Source organism: Bacillus sp. MYb78 (assembly GCF_002975115.1).
GTDB lineage: Bacteria > Bacillota > Bacilli > Bacillales > Bacillaceae_G > Bacillus_A > Bacillus_A cereus.
The window spans coordinates 218,241-232,425 of record NZ_PCOB01000006.1; the positions used below are offsets into that span (position 1 = coordinate 218,241).

A 14,185-nucleotide genomic window follows, 5' to 3' on the forward strand; every position below is an offset into this window, starting at 1 on the left:
ACTTCCTTTGAAAAAGAATGTCGGAAGGCTATTAGTTTTCTACAGCATTAGTGAAAAAATGAAATTTTTTGGCGGAATGGCAAGGAATAACTAAAATAATGTCTGAAAACATATACAGGAGAAGTTTGTTATAATAACTGAGGAAAAGAAACTGGTAGAAACATGGAGGTATACATGAAGCAATTAAAAGGTATTATCATTTCAATTATTGCAATTCTGTCTATTTTAGTAGCAGTTTATGAAGTACTTGTGCCAGAGGAAACAAGTGTAAAGAAAACGAATACGTATGATCAAGTGTTAGAATTTCCGAAAGAACGTTATCCAGAGACAGGAAAACATATTACGGATGCTATAAAAGAAGGGCATTCAGAAGTTTGTACAATCGATCGTGGTGGTGCTGCAGATAGAAGGAAATTGTCGTTAGCACCATATCCATCAAAAAAAGGGTATGATCGTGATGAATGGCCAATGGCGATGTGCAAGGAAGGCGGAAAAGGAGCACATATTGAATATATAAGTCCGGCGGATAACCGGGGAGCAGGCTCTTGGGTAGGGAATAAGTTAGATAAATATCCAGATGGTACGCGTGTGAAATTTGAAGTGAAGTAGTATTTGTACATTTCATAATGAAGGAGAAGGGGAACTATGGAGTTAACAATTTCTTATTCGCAATTAATGTTAATGAACTATGACGGTGAGCAGCCTTATGTAGACTGGACGGATGAAGATTTTGAAAGAGGTTATGCTGAGGCAGAGGGAACTGTTATTTTTGAAGCACTTTCTGATTATACTTGTGAAGTGAAAGTGACCCCAGGGAAACATATTGAAAAAGAAGAAGTGGTTAGAACGATTACGGTTCCTTTTACGGTTGAAAATGAAAGTATCGTTATAACGAGTATTCTTTCAAACAAATTTCAAATATCTATTCCAAATGGTGAGTATACAGTTGTCTTACAAGCAATTCCTCTTGAAGAGCCAACGGATGATGAATTATATAAAATACAATACGAATTCTTCTTTGAAAGTAAAGAATAAAAAATGGGTTATCCTGAGAAAAGGATAACCCATTTTTGTTATGCGTTTGTTTTTAAAAGGGAACGAGCATCTTTCGCTGCTTGAACCATATGTTCTAAAGCTGGAATAACTTCTTCTGTTCTTCTCGTTTTTAAACCACAATCAGGATTAATCCAGAAATATTTAGGATCGCATACTTCTAAAGATTGTTCTACGATTTTATACATTTCATCTTTACTCGGTACACGTGGGCTATGAATATCATATACACCTAGACCGATGCCTTTTTCATATGTTGTATGTTTTAACGTATCAATAAATTCTCCGTGACTTCTTGATGTTTCGATAGAAATTACATCTGCATCTAATGCGCGAATCGCGTCAACAATATCTTCGAAGTTACTGTAACACATATGAGTATGAATTTGTGTTTCATTTGCTACAGAAGAAGTTGCTAAAAGGAAGGATTGTACTGCCCATGTAATATAAGCATCCCAATCTTTTTCTTTTAGTGGCATTCCTTCACGAAGTGCTGGCTCATCGACTTGGATTACTCTAATTCCGGAAGATTCAAGTAGTTCAATTTCGTGACGAAGAGCTAGTGCAATTTGATACGAAACTTCTTTTCTTGGAATGTCATTTCGAACGAAGGACCAATTTAAAATCGTAACAGGTCCAGTTAACATTCCTTTTACAACTTTCTCCGTTAAGCTTTGTGCATAAACTGTTTCCTTAATAGTCATGCCGTTAATAAAGGCTACATCACCATAAATAACAGGTGGTTTTACGCAGCGGGAACCGTATGATTGTACCCAACCGTTTTTAGTGAATGAGAAACCAGCAAGGCGCTCACCAAAATATTCGACCATGTCAGTTCTTTCAAATTCACCATGTACAAGGACATCAAGCCCAATTTCTTCTTGGTAACGAATCCATTTTTCTGTCTCTTTTTCAATAAATTGTTCATATTGTTCATTTGAAATAACACCGTTACGCCATTCTTTTCGCGTTTGACGAACTTCAGTTGTTTGCGGGAAGCTACCAATGGTCGTTGTTGGTAATAGCGGTAACTCCAGGGCAACTTGTTGTAATTCGTATCGTTTTTCAAATGGAAGAGGGCGTGAAAAATCTTCTTCTTTTAGTGCTGTTCGTGCTGCTTTGACATCTTCTCGGTTACGTGCAGCAGATGAGCGAATTGTATGATGTACGTTTCGATATGTTTCCAGCTCAGTACTAATGCTTTCTGTACCTTGAGTGAGAGCGGAATGAATAAGAACTAACTCTTCTAATTTTTGATTTGCAAATGCTAATGCATCAAATAGCTCAGTCGATAAGTGAGTTTCTTCTGTTTTATCGATCGGTGTATGCAATAAGCTACAAGAAGGCTGAACGATGAAATCTTTCGTTTGGACTTGTTTTTGTAACGTTGTAAATAACTCAAGAACTTCATCAAGGTCAGCTCTCCAAATGTTACGGCCATCTATACAACCGACAGCTAAAGTTTTATCAGCTGGGAATCCATATTTTGAAATAGCATTTAAATTACCTTCTTTACCATGAATGAAATCTAATCCAATACCGGATACCGGGAATGTAATAATTTCTTCATAGTTTTCTTCCACGCTATCAAAATACGTTTGTAAAAGAAGAGTCGCATTTGGAACTTCTTTACGAATAGCTTCATAAATTTCTTTTGTTTGTTGAACTTCTTCTTTCGTTAAAGAAGCGAAAATTGGTTCATCAACTTGAATGGCTTGTGCACCAGCTGCATGTAGTTCTGAAAGCAGTTGTACGTAAGGTGCAACTAACTGTTTTAAAATCGAAGGGAATTGTTCTTGTGTATAGCCTTTAGCTAATTTTAAGAAAGTATATGGACCTAAAATAACAGGCTTTCCATCTACTCCTAATTCTTGTTTTGCCTCTTCGTATAAGCGAAGTGGACGATTATCTTTTAAAGAGATTTGTAATCCCTCTTCATATTCAGGAACGATATAGTGATAGTTTGTGTTAAACCATTTTGTCATTTCGGAAGCTACGTGATTTTTAGAGCCACGCGCCATTGCGAAATATACATCAAGGTAAGATGTAAACTCAGAAAAACGTGATGGGATAAATCCTAGCATATAGGCAGTATCCAAAACGTGATCATAATATGTAAAGTCGCCAATTGGAATGAGTTCAATCCCTTTTTCTTGCTGTACTTTTACGTGTTGAAGGCGAATTTCTTTCATTGTTGTTAAAAATTGTTCTTCATCAATTTTATTGGACCAAAAAGCTTCCAATGTTTTTTTCCACTCTCGTTGTAGTCCGATACGTGGATAACCTAAGTTACTTGTTTGAATTGCCATTTTAAATTCCTCCCTAATTGAAAGTAAGCATTTCCGTTTACTAGGAAATACCTATAACAAAAAGTGCAAAGACATAGAAAATAAGCCTTCCTTTTTGTTTTAACACCTCATCATCATCCGTGAATCTATCAGTGTTGTTAAAACAGGCAGGTCTCCTGACTTATGCTTCATATAATTTCTTTCACCTTCCCGTTTTCACAGTGGCACCAAAAAGAAATCTCAGCATTTACAGTGGCGGGACCGTGTTGGAGTTTCACCAAGCTTCCCTTTTAAACACGAAACGAAATGTTCGTGTACCTATTTTCCTTTTGAAAGGAATTTAACAAGCGATATGATATTGAAACAAATTCTAACACAATTTTTGGAATTTTGTCTACTGTTTTAAAATAAGAAAATTCCAAAGTTTTTATTTCTTATTATTCTGACTTTTTATTCTGAAGTAACTAATAATATTACAGTATAAAAAGAGAAATTGAGCTATGAAAGAAGTAGGGATGTCTTCTTTCATAGCTCAATTTTCATCTATAGCAACTTCTGAAAGTCGGCCTGCTATAGCATCTTTAAGGAGGGTGTTTAGCCATTGTAATTCAACTGTAATATGCTCAATTACACTTTGCAAAATATATAGTTGTGCACGTGGAACCTTTCCTTTATTACAATCATATATCGTTTGCATAGTATGTAAATATTGAAGAGTATCGTTTTTCTTTTTTTCTAAAATAGGAACTAATTCGTGATCATTGCTAAAGTGAGCGAAAGATAGGGCTGAATAAATAGGTTTATATATTTGGTTTTTTGCTTCGAATTGTTTTAATAGTAAAGTGTGGAATAGTTTTTTGCCTTCTTCTGTTATATGAAAAATCGTTTTGTCAGGTCGGTTTGTGTCTCTAATTACATTTGTAATGTGAATTGCGCCTTGCTTTTCTAATTGCTCGAAAGCGTAATAAAGTGATCCTTTAGCATATTTAATATAACAATCCATTTGTCGTTCTTTCATAATATGCTGCACTTCATATGGATGTTTATCTCCTTCGAGTAGCAAGCCGAGAATGACTAATTTCATGCTCATGCTGTCTCAACTCCTGTATATAAAAACTTTATACATATTATAAACGGCATATCCTTTTTCATAAAGGGATATGCCGCTTCTTTTTTATATTAACTGACTTGCTTTTGTTTTTCTTTCTTTTTAGGGCCTGTAAAGAGGCGTTCATTTCCCATTAGTAAAATACAAATAACACTTAGTACAGCCGGGATGATTGCCCAGAAGAATGTGTTCGCAATAGATGTAGCGAGAGCTTCTTTAATACCCGCTAATATTTCAACAGGAATTTTTGCGGTAGCGCCTGGTGATAATAAGAAACTTGTGTCTCCGCCTTTTGGAGCTAATTTTGCTAGTTCAGGGGGGAACACAGAGTTTAGTTTATCTGTAAAAATATGATTTTGAATTGTACCGAAAATCGTTACACCAAGAGTCATACCGAGTGATCGGAAGAATGAGTTTGTTGATGTCGCCGAACCGCGGTCTCGCATTTCTAACTTGTGAATAGAAGACATACTTAATACTGAGAATGAGAAGCCAACACCAAGCCCAGCGAGAATCATAAATAGTGTTACGAGTAAACGAGGTGTGTCCATTGTTAAAGTACTTAATGAATAAATACCAAGAACGAAGAAGACACCAGATACCATCATAATGTTACGATAACTTGTTCGAGAAGCTAATTGTCCTCCTGTTTGACTTCCAATTACAGAACCAACCATCATTGGTGTTAAAATTAATCCAGCATTAGAGGCCGAACCTCCAAGAACACCTTGAATGAAGATTGGAATATAAACTGTACAGATAATAAAAGCAGCACCATAGAAAAAGGCAACTCCTTGACTAGCTGCGAATAAAGGTTTTTTAAATAGATGGAACGAAATAATAGGCTCGGTTGCTTTTCTTTCTACAAAGAAGAAAATAATAAGCGCAATAACTACTGTTGTAAATAAGCCAATAATTACAGTGGAATTCCAGGCATATTCCTTACCACCAAGTTCTAATGCGAACATTAAGCAAACGATACTTATGACAAGTGTAATAGCACCAGCCCAATCAATTTTTTGTTTTCTAAATTCTAGAGACTCACTGTAGTATTTAGTAATGAAGAAAAAGGAGATAAGTCCTAATGGAATATTAATATAGAAGACCCAATGCCAACTTATATAGTCTGTAATATAAGCACCTAATAAAGGACCGAATACACTAGATGTCCCGAAAACAGCACCGAATAGCCCTGTCATCTTCCCACGTTTTTCTGGTGGGAAGATATCATACATAATTGTAAAGGCGATAGGCATAAGGGCACCACCACCGATACCTTGAATAGCTCTATAAATACTTAATTGCTCAATACTTGAAGCTGTTCCGCAAAGCGCAGAACCGAATAAGAAAAGAATGAGGCCCCCAATATAAAAACGTTTCCGCCCGTACATATCAGAAAGTTTCCCAAAGATAGGCATCCCTGCCATTGTTGCTACCATATAAGCTGATGTGACCCAAACAAACTTATCAAAGCCTCCTAGGTCTCCAACGATTGTTGCCATTGCGGTTGCAACGATTGTATTATCCATTGCGGCCATTAATATACCAAGCAGCAAACCAGCAACAACAAATTTTGTCTTGTTGGTGTCTTTTTTTAATGGTTGAGTTTCCAAATATAACCCTCCTTTAGAAATAAGTAAACTATATCAAGTTTTGAGTGCAGTGGAAAAAAATTTAAATGTATAGTTGATTTTAATTTCTTTTCCATAAGTGCACTAATATGCCATAAAGAATATTATAGTCAAATTTGACTATAAGGCAAATTTTTTCTTCCGTCAAAATATTCTTTCATATGAGTAGAGAACGAGTGAGCGATACGAATATTGCTATAAAGGAAATGAAGTAAATTGTAAAAAAATTTCATAAAGAACACCTTCTGTTAATAGATGAAAAATGGTTTTTTCTTCATATTGTCGAATAGGATAAAAGGAAGAGAAATATTAAACATTACTTGTAGCAAGCTTTAGTAAGTTGGGGAATTCATTGTGTGTATGGTACATCTGAAATGAGGTGAATATATATTATGAAAATATGGGGACGAATTTCGGATACAGGAAAGTATTCAATACCGCTACAACCAGTATTGTGGATTGACGGATCGAAAAAGGAAAATGAATTTCCTCAAGTAGCCGTTACATTGCAAATTGGTAGTATGTATACAGAACAATTTTCGTATGAATTGACCTACGATGTAAACGACATACTTATTATGCGAATTCAAGTGGAAAATAAAGGGGTAGAAATGATTTCGAGAGTTGTTGTAAGTCATATGATTCGAGATTACTTTGCTTATATTCCTAATTCTTTAAAAGTTGATAAGGGGATAAGTGAGTTTTTATTCCAGCTTGTAAGGTGGCGAATTGATGATTTGTTACCAAATGAAAAGGTGGAACTACGTTGCAAAATAAAAGCTAATAAAGATAAAGCTCTTAAACAAGCATTCTTTCAGGCTACATATACATTTCAAGATAAAGAGATATCATATGGTCCACTGCAAACAAATGAAGTTGTTGTGCGGCAATGATAAAAAGGAACCTGTACAAAAGGTTCCTTTTTTAGTGAAGGTTGTGTTTTTTGAGTATTTTCTTTTGCTCTATTCCTTTTTTTCCTACATAGTTATTTTTGTAGCCAAAGTATAGAATAAATAAAAATGAAACAACATTAACAATAGCGTCGATTTGATCGTTTGTAATAAAGTGTATGCCGAAAGAGGTAAATAATAATTTTAATGATAATAGAAAACCAGCTAGTAAACGCATAGCATCTGATAGATTCTCTTTTTGTAGCATATAGATTACTCCTTTCTATAAAAGTTATATATTATATATATGAAATAGAGTAGGAAAGGTATACAAGCTTAAGCAGAAATGTACATTGCATATGTACATTTTTTATTTTGTAGAAAAACATTATTGATATAGAAACATATATTGGTATAAAAGGGGGAGAAGTATGAAACATAAAGGGAAAATTAGTGGATTATTACTTGGAAATACAGTGGCAGTTACAGAATGGATTGCACTTCAGGATGTAATTGCAAAACTGGATTCACGATCATTTTATACCGTCTTTATTATTTATATATTGCAAATGATACTAAGTTATTATTTTGGACATTGGTACGATAAAAGAGCGAACAAGCGTATGAATGTGGAAGGAGGAGGAATGGCAAGCAACGATTTTGTTGTTGATTTTTTTGGGAAAGTAGCCGCTTTATCTGAAAGAGATTCCCGTAATATTACAGTTTACATTCTTTCTGTAAAAGAATGGGAAGGATTAAAAGACACGTTGCAAGAAAAAAAATTGGGAGTGTTAGTACAAAAATTAGAGAGTACCATTGTAAAGACAATTCGGAAGGGAGATGTTGTTACAAAGTGGGATGAAAATAAGTATGTTATTGTAGCAATTGATAATGGTCATGAAACATCAACAATAACAAACAGATTAATGAAAAATATTGAAAGTGAAATAGAAGGTGATTTACTCAGTGTCACTCTTTTATTTGGAGCAGCTAGCTATCCAGTAGAAGGAAAAACGTTTGAAGAACTGTTGAGAAAGTCGCAAAATCAATTGTATCAGTATAGAAATTTGCAAGAAAATGAGTGAAGCTTCGATTTGAAGATATATGATAGGAAGAAGTTTTATTTGTAACATTTTTTTGACTTTTATTACAAAAAACGTTGCGTTTGTAATAAAAGTCTTTAAAAATATATGAAATAAGCATATAATTATGATGGTAGTGCCAATGCAATTTGCACAATGTGTTTTATTTTAAAAGTGTAGAGGAAAGCAAGCTCTACACTTTTCCTTTTTAGGAAATGAAAAGAATATTTGTAAGTTGTTGCGAGATATCGATTGTACTGTGTAAAATGAACAAAGAGATTATTTGATAGAAAGCTGGAAAGGGAATGATAGACGTGAGAGCGGAACGATCACCTTTTATCAGGTGAACTATTATAGTCTTATTAAGACTGAGGTGAAATTCTGTGGCCATTAAGGTAATACATAGTGTGAACAGGTTTTAAAAAACACGAAGAACTATACTTAAAGATGGATATGGAACTGCTAAATACTTCAAAAAGAATAATGTAATATTAAGTAATAATTCGTACAAACAATATTAATGATCTTCGTAAAAAAGATGCGAGTGTATAGAACAATTACATATTTTATAACTTTTTTATATTACACGATGGTCGTTTATAAATAGGAGGAAGAGATGTTGAAATATAGTAAATTAGCAATTATAACTGCATTATCAATGACTTTATTAGCCGGTTGTTTTGGACCGAAACCAGAAGAAGAATTATATGTAGCGTTTGAAAACGCTGCTAAACAAGAAAAAACAATGTTTGAAGATGCAAAAAAACTTGAGGCTTTAGAGAAAGAAGGACAAGAATTATATAACCAGATTGTGCAAGAAGGAAAAGATAATAATCAAACTGTTAAAGAAAAATTGAATCAAGCAGCAAAGAATACAACTGAACGAGAAAAAGTACTTACAAAAGAAAAAGAGGCTTTAAATAAAGCGCAAGAAGAAGTGAAGTCAGCTGATAAGTATGTGAAGAAAATTGAAGATAATAAGTTGAAAAATCAAGCTGATAAAGTGAAAAGCACCTATGAGAAACGACACGATTCATTTAATAAAATGTATGACAGCTATAATAAATCTTTAAAACAAGAAAAAGAGTTATACACAATGTTACAAGATAAAGGTACTAAATTAAAAGATATTAGTGAAAAAGTAAAAGTAGTAAATCAATCTTATAAGGATATTGAGTCAGAAAAAGATAAATTTAATGAATTCACAAAGTCTTATAATACAGAAAAAGTAGCTTTTTATAAACAAGCAAATATTAAAATTAAAGAAGAGAAAAAATAAAACAGTTTGGCCTAGACTTGGCCAAACTGTTTTATTTTTTTGTATAAGTACGACTATACCATGGAACAGGTTCACTTAATTTTTTTTCTTGTTTCAATGCTTCAGGACCAATATAATCTTGAAGTGTTTTTTTTGCTACTGTTAAAGATAAGGTTGTTTTCGGATTTCGATAGGAGGATTCAAGATGACCAAGATGCGGTAGAATTCGAAAATCTTCTTTCGTAGGAGGGATGTGGAAAAAATAATCGCCTAAACGTATAAGGACATCAGATTGTTGTTGGCTAAAACGTGGGTTTCTAGAAAAATGTAATCCTTCTTTAATTGCTTTTTTTTCAGCAATCAAACGTTCTAAAGCTGTCTTTTTTAACCAGTATAAATATTTAGGATTAGTAGCTGCTTTAGCATGACGATTCACAACGAAAATAGATTGAGCTAGTCGATTAATAGAATGTTGGTTTTGTAATTGAGATTGTGGTTGTGAAGGTTTCATATTGAATCTCCTTTCAATTTTTCATTATTATACCATAAATAAAAGAGGTTTTTATTATATGCAAAAAGTGATTGTATATATTTTCAATATTAAAGCAATATTGTTACAAAAAACAACTATTTTGTATAATAGTAATAGAATATGTTTTTGAAATTTGATAATGAAAGAGTGAGAAGTTTGAAAGAAATATTAAAACAACAGTATGCCATTATAGATATTGGATCTAATACAATGCGTTTAGTTATTTATGAAAAGCAAAATGGAGGTTTTTATAAAGAGATTGAAAATACGAAAGTGGTTGCTAGGTTAAGGAATTACTTAATTGATGGTGTGTTGAATGAAGAGGGACTAGAAGTATTATTACAGACATTATTTCAATTTCAAGAAAGTACAAGGTTCCATCAGTTGCATCATGTACTTTGTGTTGCAACAGCAACAATTAGACAGTCTGAGAATCAAGAGGAAATTAAAAAGCTTATTGAAGGACAAACGGACTTTACTCTTAGAGTATTATCAGAGTATGAGGAAGCGCGTTACGGATACTTGGCGGTTATGAATTCTACATCGTTTTCAGAAGGAATAACGGTAGATATTGGTGGGGGAAGTACGGAAGTTACATACTTTATAAATAGAGAGATTTTAGAGTACCATAGTTTTCCTTTTGGGGCACTTTCTTTAAAGCAACAATTTATTAAAGGTGATATTCCTACTAAAGATGAGTTAGAAGGAATGCAACGGTATTTAGAGTTTCAATTTCGAACGTTACCATGGTTAAGCAATAAGAAATTGCCTCTTATTGCAATTGGTGGTAGTGCGAGGAACTTAGTAAAAATCCATCAAAATTTAATATGTTATCCTATAGCAGGATTACATTTATACAAGATGAAAGAAGAAGATATTGAAAATGTAAAAGATGAATTAGAAAAATTGTCGTTCATAGAACTTCAGAAATTGGAAGGATTGGCAAAAGATCGAGCGGATACGATTATTCCAGCGGTTGAAGTATTTCATACACTTGTTCATGTTATAGAGGCACCGGCATTTGTATTAAGTAGAAAAGGGTTAAGAGAAGGTGTTTTCTATGAAGAGTTGACAAAAGATTTGGGGATTTCATATTATCCGAACGTAGTTGAAGAAAGTTTGCATTTACTATCACATGAATACGAAATGGATATGGAATTTGTAATTCAACTTATTAAACATGGAAGACTAATTTGCAAACAACTTGAGGAAATAGGGCTTATTTCTATGTCAATAAAAGACTGGGAAGTGTTCCATCAAGCAGCGAAAGTATTTAATATAGGCAAATATATAGACGAAGAAGCGAGCCGTTTACATACGTTTTATTTATTAGCGAATAAGACAATTGATGGCATGATGCATAAAGATCGAGTAAGGCTAGCACTTATTGCATCGTATAAATCAAAAATGTTATTTAAACAACATTTATCACCATTTGAAGGTTGGTTTGATAAAAGCGAACAAAAAAAAATCCGCCTGTTAGGAGCTGTTTTACAATTTTCAGCTACTTTAAATGTAAGGCAACGATCGCTTGTTGATACCATATCTATAACAGAAAACGAAGAAGGGTTAACGTTTAAAGTTTTATGCGAACAATCAGCATTAGCGGAAAAAGTGCAAGCTGAAAAACAAAAAAAACAGTTAGAAAGAGTATTAAAAACGAATATTAACTTGTTATTTGAACTAAAACATTAGGTTGTACGGATGTCTTTACAAAAAATTTACACTTTATAATATTGTAATTTGCTAAAATAAAAGCAACTAAATTATAGTAAAAAAGTTTCAAGGGGAAGTGTGAAGAGAATGGAATTATTGAAGGGGAATGCAGTAAATTTAAATGATACAGCTTATTACAATAATCGAGAGTTAAGTTGGTTAGCATTTAATGAACGTGTCTTACAAGAAGCGCAAGATGCAAATAATCCACTTTTGGAAAGATTGAAATTTATTAGTATTTTTAGTTCGAATTTAGATGAATTTTTTATGGTACGTGTAGCGGGATTAAAGGATCAAGTGAGTGCTGGATTTAATCAACCAGAAAATAAAGCTGGCTTAACACCAAAAAAGCAATTAAATAAAATTGCGATAAAAGCCCATGCACTAATGACAGTACAATATGATACATTTAAAAATTATGTATTACCAGCGCTTGAGTTAGAGGGAATTGAACGTTTAACATTCAATGATTTGACGAAAGAGCAGCGAGAATTTATAGAAGAGTATTTTGATGAGCAAATTTTTCCGGTGTTAACTCCTGTAGCTATTGATGCATATCGCCCATTTCCAATGTTATTAAACAAAAGTTTGAATTTGGCTACTCTTTTATATGATGAGAAGCAAGCGGAAGAAGAAAACAGGACGAAATTAGGAATTGTGCAAGTTCCTTCATTACTTGAGCGCTTCATAATTTTACCGAGCGAAGGGCAAAAGCATAAATTTATTTTATTAGAAGACGTAATTAGTAGCTTTACTCATAAATTATTTACGGGATATACAGTATCATCTGTTACTCGTTTCCGTATTACACGCAATGCAGATTTAACGATTCATGAAGAAGGTGCGAGAGATTTATTAAAGGTAATTGAAAAAGAATTAAAAAAGCGTAAGTGGGGGGCTGCTGTTCGTTTAGAGGTTGGGAAAGAACACATTGATGAAAGAGTATTAGCGTTATTATATGAGGTTCTGGAAGTAAAAGATGAAGATGTATATATAATGGATGGTCCATTAGATTTAACATGTTTGTTTTCTTTATATAAAAAACTAGCTCCTTTATATGAACATCTTGTATATCCAGCTCTTATTCCGCAACCGCCTCAAGATTTAGGTGATGAAGAAGATGTATTTGAAAAAGCAATTGAGCATGATATTTTATTACATCATCCTTTTGAATCATTTCAGCCGGTAGTTGATTTTGTCCGTGATGCGGCAGACGATCCGAATGTACTTGCGATTAAACAAACGTTATATCGTGTAAGTGGTGATTCACCGATTATTCAGGCGTTAAAGATAGCGGCTGAAAAGGGAAAACAAGTGACGGTATTAGTTGAATTAAAGGCAAGGTTTGATGAAGAAAACAATGTTCACTGGGCTAAAGAATTGGAACAGGCAGGCTGTCATGTTATTTACGGTGTCAGTCACTTGAAAACACATAGTAAAATTACGCTAGTTGTAAGGAGAAAAAACGGAAAAATCGAAAGGTTCGTACATCTCGGAACTGGGAACTATAATGATGCAACAGCGAAGTTATATACTGATTTTGGATATATTACATCAAGAAAAGATTTTGGGGTCGATGCAACCAATTTCTTTAATTATTTAAGTGGTTATACAACAAAGCCACATTTTCATCATTTATCGGTTGCTCCATTTGATATAAGAGAGCAATTTATGGATTTAATAGATGAAGAAATCCGTTATCATAGGCAATATGGAAATGGATATATTATCGCTAAGATGAATTCATTAACAGATAAACCGTTAATAAAAAAAATGTACGAAGCATCACAAGCTGGAGTAAAGGTAGAGCTCATTGTTCGAGGAACATGTTGCCTACGACCTGGTATTCCAAATGTAAGTGAAAATATTCGTGTAGTTAGTGTTGTTGGAAGATATTTAGAACATAGCCGTATTTATTATTTCCATCATAATGGGGAGGAGAAAATATATTTATCTTCAGCTGATTTGATGACGCGAAATATGGAGAAGCGAGTGGAAATATCTTTCCCGATATTAGATATTGAAATGAAGGCACGAATTAAGGCGATTTTACAGCTTACATTAGCTGATAATGTGAAAACACGTGAACAAAATAAAGATGGTGATTACTATTATGTTATTAATGATAGTACAGAAGAAATTGATAGCCAAGTGAAGTTGTTTAAGATGGCGTATCAAAATACAGACGCTGAATAATGAAAAAAAGTAAAAACCTCTTATGGACATAAGAGGTTTTTACTTTTTTCTACTCATATGCTCCAAAAATGGAAGGATGAGTAGAAACAATAGTTTTATTATAAGCGTGTAATGAGATGGCTCGTTGAGAGAATAATATTTGAAAGAATCGTTACTTTAACCTAGTAATAGTATGGTTGCTGACATGGTCCACCGTAACAAGGATAAGGTGCTGGCGGCGGGAAAGGTGGTGGATAAGGTGGATAAAATGGTCGAGGGCCGAAAGCTAATGCTCCGCCGAGCAATCCACCAGCAATTCCAGCTAGAAAGGGAACGCCAAAAAACGGGAAGAAGCGTGAGTCGCCTACTGGACCAATAGGTGCTGAACGGACTGGAATTGGTTGATAATATGGATACATGAACATACCTCCTTTATTGGACTCACTTTTATC

General features: G+C 33.7%; 13 protein-coding genes and 1 riboswitch. Of the genes, 7 read left to right on the forward strand and 6 right to left on the reverse strand.

The features are described from left to right. Window positions 1-174 precede the first annotated feature (174 nt). Window positions 175-609, forward strand: a complete 435-nt coding sequence (gene nucA / locus CQ064_RS15240; protein ID WP_000811494.1) for a DNA-entry nuclease — start codon at window positions 175-177, stop codon at window positions 607-609. Window positions 610-645: 36 nt separating this feature from the next. Further along, entirely contained in the window at window positions 646-1,035 is a 390-nt protein-coding gene (locus tag CQ064_RS15245) for a competence protein ComJ (RefSeq protein ID WP_000424024.1), read from the forward strand. A gap of 38 nt (window positions 1,036-1,073) precedes the next feature. On the opposite strand, the gene metE is transcribed toward CQ064_RS15245, so the two are convergent. From metE to CQ064_RS15260, 3 genes are all read right to left on the reverse strand, one after another. Beyond that, window positions 1,074-3,362, reverse strand: a complete 2,289-nt coding sequence (gene metE, locus CQ064_RS15250) for a 5-methyltetrahydropteroyltriglutamate--homocysteine S-methyltransferase (RefSeq protein ID WP_001007616.1) — start codon at window positions 3,360-3,362, stop codon at window positions 1,074-1,076. 128 nt (window positions 3,363-3,490) lie between these two features. Continuing rightward, window positions 3,491-3,678, reverse strand: a riboswitch (cobalamin riboswitch). A 195-nt stretch (window positions 3,679-3,873) separates the two neighbouring features. After that, on the reverse strand, window positions 3,874-4,431 hold the full coding sequence (locus tag CQ064_RS15255) for a PadR family transcriptional regulator (protein WP_000062063.1): 558 nt from the start codon (window positions 4,429-4,431) through the stop codon (window positions 3,874-3,876). Between the two features lie 89 nt (window positions 4,432-4,520). Beyond that, window positions 4,521-6,062: an MDR family MFS transporter gene (locus CQ064_RS15260; protein WP_000449905.1), complete on the reverse strand. Its 1,542-nt coding sequence runs from the start codon at window positions 6,060-6,062 to the stop codon at window positions 4,521-4,523. Between the two features lie 410 nt (window positions 6,063-6,472). On the opposite strand from CQ064_RS15260, the gene CQ064_RS15265 reads away from it, so the two are divergent. Continuing rightward, on the forward strand, window positions 6,473-6,973 hold the full coding sequence (locus CQ064_RS15265) for a hypothetical protein (protein WP_000708123.1): 501 nt from the start codon (window positions 6,473-6,475) through the stop codon (window positions 6,971-6,973). A 31-nt stretch (window positions 6,974-7,004) separates the two neighbouring features. Here CQ064_RS15265 and CQ064_RS15270 read toward each other — a convergent pair whose 3' ends face one another. Then, the gene (locus tag CQ064_RS15270; RefSeq protein WP_000939446.1) at window positions 7,005-7,238 is read right to left on the reverse strand and encodes an SPP1 phage holin family protein; all 234 of its coding nucleotides are present in this window, start codon (window positions 7,236-7,238) and stop codon (window positions 7,005-7,007) included. A gap of 163 nt (window positions 7,239-7,401) precedes the next feature. Between CQ064_RS15270 and CQ064_RS15275 the strand changes: the two genes are divergently transcribed. Then, entirely contained in the window at window positions 7,402-8,055 is a 654-nt protein-coding gene (locus CQ064_RS15275) for a diguanylate cyclase domain-containing protein (protein WP_000680816.1), read from the forward strand. Between the two features lie 613 nt (window positions 8,056-8,668). Beyond that, window positions 8,669-9,331 (forward strand): YkyA family protein, encoded by a 663-nt coding sequence (locus CQ064_RS15280; RefSeq protein ID WP_000922469.1) that lies wholly within the window; start codon window positions 8,669-8,671, stop codon window positions 9,329-9,331. A 31-nt stretch (window positions 9,332-9,362) separates the two neighbouring features. Here CQ064_RS15280 and CQ064_RS15285 read toward each other — a convergent pair whose 3' ends face one another. After that, window positions 9,363-9,821, reverse strand: coding sequence for a YkyB family protein (locus CQ064_RS15285; RefSeq protein ID WP_000804864.1), 459 nt, complete (start codon window positions 9,819-9,821; stop codon window positions 9,363-9,365). Window positions 9,822-9,962: 141 nt separating this feature from the next. On the opposite strand from CQ064_RS15285, the gene CQ064_RS15290 reads away from it, so the two are divergent. Together CQ064_RS15290 and CQ064_RS15295 are read left to right on the forward strand one after the other, a co-directional pair. Next, complete coding sequence (locus CQ064_RS15290) at window positions 9,963-11,537, forward strand: Ppx/GppA family phosphatase (RefSeq protein WP_003271474.1); 1,575 nt, start codon at window positions 9,963-9,965, stop codon at window positions 11,535-11,537. Between the two features lie 108 nt (window positions 11,538-11,645). Further along, complete coding sequence (locus CQ064_RS15295; protein ID WP_000421679.1) at window positions 11,646-13,754, forward strand: polyphosphate kinase; 2,109 nt, start codon at window positions 11,646-11,648, stop codon at window positions 13,752-13,754. A 161-nt stretch (window positions 13,755-13,915) separates the two neighbouring features. Here CQ064_RS15295 and CQ064_RS15300 read toward each other — a convergent pair whose 3' ends face one another. Next, a complete protein-coding gene (locus CQ064_RS15300; protein WP_000283738.1) occupies window positions 13,916-14,152 on the reverse strand; it encodes a hypothetical protein in 237 nt (78 codons plus the stop codon). Between the last annotated feature and the right edge of the window lie 33 nt (window positions 14,153-14,185).

Bases quoted from the DNA above. Each gene is read 5' to 3' on its own strand.
- nucA (WP_000811494.1), top strand. From the start codon at position 175: ATGAAGCAATTAAAAGGTATTATCATTTCAATTATTGCAATTCTGTCT.
- CQ064_RS15275 (WP_000680816.1), top strand. From the start codon at position 7,402: ATGAAACATAAAGGGAAAATTAGTGGATTATTACTTGGAAATACAGTG.
- CQ064_RS15265 (WP_000708123.1), top strand. From the start codon at position 6,473: ATGAAAATATGGGGACGAATTTCGGATACAGGAAAGTATTCAATACCG.
- CQ064_RS15270 (WP_000939446.1), bottom strand. From the start codon at position 7,238: ATGCTACAAAAAGAGAATCTATCAGATGCTATGCGTTTACTAGCTGGT.
- CQ064_RS15290 (WP_003271474.1), top strand. From the start codon at position 9,963: ATGTTTTTGAAATTTGATAATGAAAGAGTGAGAAGTTTGAAAGAAATA.
- CQ064_RS15245 (WP_000424024.1), top strand. From the start codon at position 646: ATGGAGTTAACAATTTCTTATTCGCAATTAATGTTAATGAACTATGAC.
- CQ064_RS15300 (WP_000283738.1), bottom strand. From the start codon at position 14,152: ATGTATCCATATTATCAACCAATTCCAGTCCGTTCAGCACCTATTGGT.
- CQ064_RS15255 (WP_000062063.1), bottom strand. From the start codon at position 4,431: ATGAGCATGAAATTAGTCATTCTCGGCTTGCTACTCGAAGGAGATAAA.
- CQ064_RS15280 (WP_000922469.1), top strand. From the start codon at position 8,669: ATGTTGAAATATAGTAAATTAGCAATTATAACTGCATTATCAATGACT.
- CQ064_RS15295 (WP_000421679.1), top strand. From the start codon at position 11,646: ATGGAATTATTGAAGGGGAATGCAGTAAATTTAAATGATACAGCTTAT.
- CQ064_RS15285 (WP_000804864.1), bottom strand. From the start codon at position 9,821: ATGAAACCTTCACAACCACAATCTCAATTACAAAACCAACATTCTATT.
- metE (WP_001007616.1), bottom strand. From the start codon at position 3,362: ATGGCAATTCAAACAAGTAACTTAGGTTATCCACGTATCGGACTACAA.